The organism is Corynebacterium sp. HMSC071F07 (genome assembly GCF_001810285.1).
Taxonomy (GTDB): Bacteria; Actinomycetota; Actinomycetes; order Mycobacteriales; family Mycobacteriaceae; genus Corynebacterium; species Corynebacterium simulans.
Window position 1 is genome coordinate 1 of sequence record NZ_KV800720.1, and the last position, 6,167, is coordinate 6,167.

Annotated in this window: 4 protein-coding genes and 1 pseudogene; 3 read left to right on the forward strand and 2 right to left on the reverse strand. The window is 58.1% G+C overall.

Translation table 11 applies throughout. The annotated features are described in order from the left end of the window. Positions 1 to 335: 335 nt before the first annotated feature. On the forward strand, positions 336 to 1,265 hold the full coding sequence (locus tag HMPREF2724_RS11275) for a hypothetical protein (protein ID WP_070588623.1): 930 nt from the start codon (positions 336 to 338) through the stop codon (positions 1,263 to 1,265). A gap of 218 nt (positions 1,266 to 1,483) precedes the next feature. Here the strand turns inward: HMPREF2724_RS11275 and HMPREF2724_RS11280 are convergent, their stop codons facing one another. Next, complete coding sequence (locus tag HMPREF2724_RS11280; RefSeq protein WP_070432548.1) at positions 1,484 to 3,535, reverse strand: sucrose-specific PTS transporter subunit IIBC; 2,052 nt, start codon at positions 3,533 to 3,535, stop codon at positions 1,484 to 1,486. 130 nt (positions 3,536 to 3,665) lie between these two features. Next, on the reverse strand, positions 3,666 to 4,991 hold the full coding sequence (locus HMPREF2724_RS11285) for a glycoside hydrolase family 32 protein (protein WP_061920522.1): 1,326 nt from the start codon (positions 4,989 to 4,991) through the stop codon (positions 3,666 to 3,668). A 21-nt stretch (positions 4,992 to 5,012) separates the two neighbouring features. On the opposite strand from HMPREF2724_RS11285, the gene HMPREF2724_RS11290 reads away from it, so the two are divergent. After that, on the forward strand, positions 5,013 to 5,921 hold the full coding sequence (locus tag HMPREF2724_RS11290) for a carbohydrate kinase family protein (RefSeq protein ID WP_061920520.1): 909 nt from the start codon (positions 5,013 to 5,015) through the stop codon (positions 5,919 to 5,921). Then, positions 5,922 to 6,167 (forward strand): annotated as a pseudogene (locus HMPREF2724_RS11295) (multidrug transporter); the annotation flags it as partial. It abuts the gene before it with no gap.

A 6,167-nucleotide genomic window follows, 5' to 3' on the forward strand; every position in this document is an offset into this window, starting at 1 on the left:
GAGTTGACAACCTATATAGGAACACCCCCCTACCTCCACATTTATTTTCGCCAGTACACCCGCGTACCCCTTAGCCCTATATTTCGAACACACCGACACACACGCGATCTCCAAAATTATCGTCAGGCTCTGCATATATAAGTCTCAATTTAACACCCCTCAGCGCAACTCAGGTCGCACAGACATTCTAATAGCCCCCTTTTTCACAGCTGTAACGCATGAAATTTACAGTCAACTTCTGATTTTCGCGTGACAACTGCGAATTATGTGACTACTGTTATTTGCGTCGCGAAAGACATTTTTACGCTTTCCCATATTCCCCGAAGGAGAAACACATGAAGCGTTTGCCACAGACCCTGACCGCTGCTGTACTGACCGGCGCACTCGCCTTTGGTGGCGCAGCTGTTGCTCAGGCTCAGGACAACAACGAATCGAATCAGTTCACTGAGCACGGTGATGGATCTACTCTCACAACTCGTACTGATAACTATGTACCAGGTGCTGAGAACTACAATCCGTCCAATGAAGAGGGCGAGGAAAGCACTGAAGAGCCGAACACCAACGAAGAAAGCGCCGGTGAAGTCGAACGCCACGACGTCGCTGCTGATCCGATTACCGTCGATGGTGTCGAGTACTTCAAGCAGGAAGACGGTTCTTGGCTGTCCAAGCCGGTCGCAGGCGATCCTGTTCGCTTGACTCCTGAGCAGGCAGAAAAGTTCGTGAAGGAGCAGCAGGACACCTCCGCAATTCCTGCTCCTGCCACCAAGATGGACGCTGAGGGCAACACTTGGTACCAGAGCATGAAGGACCCGAACGTTTACGTCAACGATCCAGCCCTGGTCAACGTGGAAGTTACCGCCGAGATGCGTGACGCTTACGCAAAGGCATTCCCTTCTGAAGCTGCGAAGCCTGAATTCGACAAGAAGAAGCTCGCATGGTTGGCTCTTCCGGCAGCCCTGGTGATTGGTGGTATCACCTGGTACCTGTCCCAGGACGGCAAGACCTACGTCAAGGACGAGGCACGCAAGAACCAGGAACCGACCGCCGAGGAAAAGGCTGCTTCCGAGCAGATGCTGAACGCTAACAAGGATGCGGTTATCGCCCAGGGCGGTAAGCTCGCTGAGGGCAACGCTGCCCCGGCAGCCGCACGTGGTATGTCCGCTGAGACCGGCTCCAACTCCGTTGCACAGGCTTTGGCCGCACTGGCTGTAGCTGCGATGGTTGCCGCAGGCGCTTTCGCTGCACGCCGCAAGTTCTTCGCTTAAGCAAGAGCCTTCCTACCAAGTAGGAAACTGAATTGAGACTGGCTGCGCCGGTCGGGCTTCGGTCCGGCTGGCGCAGCTTTTTGCTATAGGCACCCTGGTGCGTCACAGTTTGCTTGGACTCAAGGTGAGCCTTCGCCCCAGAGAGCGCCGCTATTGCTAAACCGTTAAAGGCCGAACTGGGAAGGAGTTTTCCTCAGTTCGGCCTTTGTTCTTTCAAGCTAACGGGTTGTGCCTGCAGGCTCGTCAGTGGATGCAGGAGTAGCTGCATGGCCAGTGGTTGGTGCGGATGCTGGAACGGGCTTGGGATCCACAGTAAAGATATCGGTACCGAAGCCAGTGAGTTCACCCGGGCGGAAAGCCGCGGTAGGAAGAACAGGGCCGGTCTTCTTCGAATTCGAGACGACCACCGGGGTAGTTACGGGAAGGCCGGCGGCCTTGATGGCGTCGATATCAAATTCGGCGAGGACATCGCCCCGCCCGACCTCATCGCCCTTGGTGACGTGGGAGGTGAAGTGCTTGCCTTTAAGGTTTACCGTATCGAAGCCAATATGCATGAGGATATCGATATTGCCCACCACTGGGTCCTTGGTGCGAATGGCGTAGGCATGGTGGGAAGGGAAGGTAACGGTGATTTTGCCGTCGGCAGGCGCAACCAGTTTGCCCACGGTCGGCTCGATAGCCACGCCCTGGCCTAGCTTGCCGCCGGCAAACATAGGATCGCTGACCTGAGACAGTGGCACGGCGGTGCCCTCCAATGGGGAGAAGATAGTGCAGGCATCCTCGGCTGCTACCGCAGCTGGGGTGGCAGCGGCGGCTTGAGCCTCGGCCGCCGGAGGATTCACCTCATCCGGATCAATGGAGCCGTTCTTGCGGGCTAGGTAGCGGCCATACAGGTAGGCGCCGATGAAGGAACCCGCGAGTGCGATTGCAGCACAGATAAAGAACTGACTGTAATCCTCCGGGCGCATCGAAACGAAACCGATGATGCCGGCCGCGCCGAGTGCCGTTGCCTTCACGTCGAAGATGGCAATGAGAGTCGAGGCCACTGCAGAGGCAGCCATGCCGATGTAGAAAGGCCAGCGCAAGCGCAGATTCACACCGAAGATGGCAGGCTCAGTGATACCGAATAGTGCCGAGGTACCGGAAGCACCAGCCAAGCCCTTGAGCTTTTCGCTACGCGCCAGGAAGTAGACCGCGAGGGCTGCGCCACCTTGGGCAATATTCGCCATCGCTGCCGTGGCGAAGATGAAAGATCCGCCTTGATCCCACAGCATGTATTCGATTGGTGGGAAGGATTGGTGCAGGCCGGTGATGACGATTGGCGAGTAAACCAAGCCAAAAAGGAAGCCGCCGACAGGGCCTGCAAAGTCATACAAATTGGCCAAGCCAACGCCCAACCACTCACCGGCAGTGCGCAGGAACGGGCCAATGGCAGCGAAAGTGATAAAGCCGGTGACCAGCAGGGTAATCAACGGCGTGAGCATGAAGTCCACCGTGCCCTTTAGGTGGCGGTGGAGGAACTTCTCAATCGTGGCCAGGATCCACGCAATAACCAGAATCGGCAGGATGGAACCCTGGTAACCGGCCTGTGCGACATCGAGGCCAAAGATGTTCCAATACTCCATGTCGCCGGCCTCGATGGTCTCAGCCACGTTGTAGCCGTTGACTAGGTCCGGCATAACCATTGCCATGGCCATACCCGCGCCCAAAAACTCATTGCCGCCAAAGCGCTTGGTGGCAGTAAAGCCCACCAAAATGGGCAGGAAGGCAAAGGGGGCAGAAGCCAGCAGGTTGATAAGTCCAGCGACATCTTTGAGTGCCGGCACCATTTCAATGGCCGCTTTCTCACCGAACAGCCCTTCAGCCGACAAGACGTTGTTCAGTGCCATGAGCAAACCGCCGCCGACCAGAATCGGGATGAGCGGCACGAAGATATCCGCGAGCACCTTGACGGCGCGGGAGAACCAGTTGCCGGAATTAGCGGCAATGTCTTTGAGCTCTTCGGTGGAAACGGCAACGTCCTTGTGGATCATGCCGTTCAATTCCCTATAAACAACGTTGACGTCACCTGGACCAACGATGACCTGGAACATTCCACCGGCTTCAAAGATTCCCTTGAGGTCAGGGTCAGCCTCTAAGGCCTTGGTATCGACCTTCTTCGTATCCTTCAGCACCATGCGCAGGCGCGTTGCGCAGTGCGCCAAGCCGATGATGTTTTCTTCGCCGCCAAGTGCACGCAGGGTCCGTGCAGCAACTTCCTTGTGGTCCATAGGCAAAGCTCCCTTTCCTTTTCACGAGCTAATCAACCTAGAACCATTAGATACAGCTTCCAGACAAAAAGCCAAGAGCTCGGACATATTTGAGGGAAAATTCACCAAGTTTTACTGTTTGAACGGTCACTTAGTTCTTAACCCAGCCGCTCCATCGCGCTTCGCCTTCGCCAAATACGCTTGCCGACGCCGCGATTCGCCCACCGCCAGCAAAAATTTCCACGGCGCAGCCATCGGCAATGGCCATGACCTCGCCCTCTGGGCAGGCAATCACGCGCTCGTCATCGCCCACACTCACGCGCAGCAGCCCTTCGCCTGCGCTAAAGCGCAGGTGTTCCCTACCTTCAACATCAACCAGGCTATAGCTGCCGCCACGCGAAGAGCTCAGACTCACCGTGCTGCCGAAGCCCTCCCTACCAGCAGCATCGGGAATCGTCTCCCACACCGGCCATTGATAAAGCACGCCGTCTTCCAGCCATACCCGGCGCGGCAAGGTCAGGGTGTGCACCCAGCCCTCCTCCACGGTGGGCTTGTCATCTTGAGCAGGAAGGCCCATCCAGCCGAGCAGCAGCGCTTGGCCATCGCTCATGCCAACCAGCTGCGGGGCATAGAACTCGTGTCCATAGTCCAGCTCGCTGAAACCACGCTCGACGTGGAAGGTGGTGCCGTCCAGCTTGCCCACCAGGTAGCCGCACTGGTCGGAAGAAGCGTAGTGCGTTTGCCCATCCACTTTGACGGGTTCAAGCCCCTGCGGGCAAAAGACCAGGACGTCCTTAGACTCACCGGTTGCCTTATCAGTCAAGGTCACAAGGTTTGGGCACTCCCACATATATCCGCCCGGTAGGAGTTCGGGGCTAAGCCCCGGCGCGGCGTCGTCAAGCGCGAAATCCAGTGCTCCCTCAAAGTCCCAGTTCTTAAGGTCCTGCGAGCGGTAGAGCACCACCGCAGCGTTCTCGTCCTCACGTTGCGCACCGATGACCATGCGCCAGCCTTGCTCATCCCGGGAAATCTGCGGATCGCGGAAGTGCCCGGTAAAGCCTTCCTCACTATCGGGAATCAGCGGGTTCGCGGCGTCGCGGTAATAAATGCCACCCTCAGGGCCAGAAGGATCGAGAACGCGCACGCGGTTCTGGGAAGGAATGCGCTTGCCATCCACCTTGAGGTTGCCCGTATAAAACAGCCACACGTCGGTGCCATCGACCACGGCACCGCCGGAGTAACAGCCGTCCTTGTCATAGGGCAGGTCAGGCGAAAGCACGTCCGGATGATGCCGCCAGGGGCCTGCCACTGAGTACTTCGCCGAGGCATGCGCCCACCCCGTTCGCTTCGGCGCGTGCGGGAAGCAGGGGTCGTGTTGGTAATAGACGTGCATGGTGTCGCCATCTAGAAAGACACCATTTGGATCGTTGAGACGGCCATACGGGGGCGCGATGTGGAAGTTCGGACGGTAGTTCATAGCACCGATACTATGGAATCCATGAGAATCCATGTGTGTGGCGAAGGACTCGTCGACCTTGTCCCCGTCAGCCCAGGTAGCTTGCAAGACCTCACGCCGGCTTTGGGCGGCGGGCCTTTCAATGTGGCCATCGCGGCGGCGCGTCTGGGCGGCGAGGTCAGCTTCCAGTCGCGCCTTTCCACCGACGGTTTCGGTAACGCGCTGGTGGAAAGGCTGGAGCAGGAAGGCGTGGACACGTCTATGGTCCAGCGCGGTCCAGAGCCCACCACTTTGGCCGTGACCAGCATCGGTGATGATGGTTCGGCGTCCTATACCTTCTACACGGAGGGCACGGCAGATAGGTTGGTTGAGCCCACGCTTTCCGACGCCGAGATTGCCTGCTTCGGCACTGTTTCCCTCGCGTTGGAGCCAGGTGCTTCGCGCTATGGCGAACTGCTCAAGCAATTCGCAGCTAAGGGCAGCATCGTGGCGCTCGATCCGAATATCCGCCCGTTCTATACCAACGATGAGCACAAGGCCTTCCTCAACGAGCTACTTGCCCACGTCACCGTGCTGAAGCTTTCTGAGGAAGAAGTGGAATTCCTGGGCAAGCAGGCCCTCAAGCAGGTTCCCGTCGTGGTGGTTACCCGCAGCAGCGAGGGCCTCACGTTGCGCGCTGGCACGACCCGGTTCGATGTGCCTTCCGCCAAGGTCGACGTCGCCGACACCATCGGCGCGGGCGATACCATCATGGGCGCGCTGCTCACAGAGATCGCCCGCCGCAACCTCACGGCCGAAGAGCTCACTCACTTGAGCGAATACGACTGGAAAAAGATTTTGGAATTCGCCGCGGCAGCCGCTGCGATTACCGTCTCTCGCAAGGGCGCACAGCCACCGCACCGCGCAGAAGTGCTTGCCATGCAAGCAGATGTTCAGAAGAAAGAGGCCTAAATGTTTTCTTCCTACCAGGGCCGTAGCGCCATACTTCACACCGTGGCGTTCATCTTCGTGGCGTTGTCTTTCATCTTCCCGGTAGTCCTGGGCACTTCTGCCCTGCTGCCCACGTGGCTATCCGGCATCGTGAGTATCCTCGTTGCGCTCGCCATTCTTGTCGACGCCGCGCACAAAGCCTTCGCCCCACCTGAACGCCCCGCACGTGGCCTGCGCGCACTTTCCGCCCTCGCTGCGTTGACCGCG

Bases quoted from the DNA above. Each gene is read 5' to 3' on its own strand.
- HMPREF2724_RS11275 (WP_070588623.1), top strand. From the start codon at position 336: ATGAAGCGTTTGCCACAGACCCTGACCGCTGCTGTACTGACCGGCGCA.
- HMPREF2724_RS11280 (WP_070432548.1), bottom strand. From the start codon at position 3,535: ATGGACCACAAGGAAGTTGCTGCACGGACCCTGCGTGCACTTGGCGGC.
- HMPREF2724_RS11285 (WP_061920522.1), bottom strand. From the start codon at position 4,991: ATGAACTACCGTCCGAACTTCCACATCGCGCCCCCGTATGGCCGTCTC.
- HMPREF2724_RS11290 (WP_061920520.1), top strand. From the start codon at position 5,013: ATGAGAATCCATGTGTGTGGCGAAGGACTCGTCGACCTTGTCCCCGTC.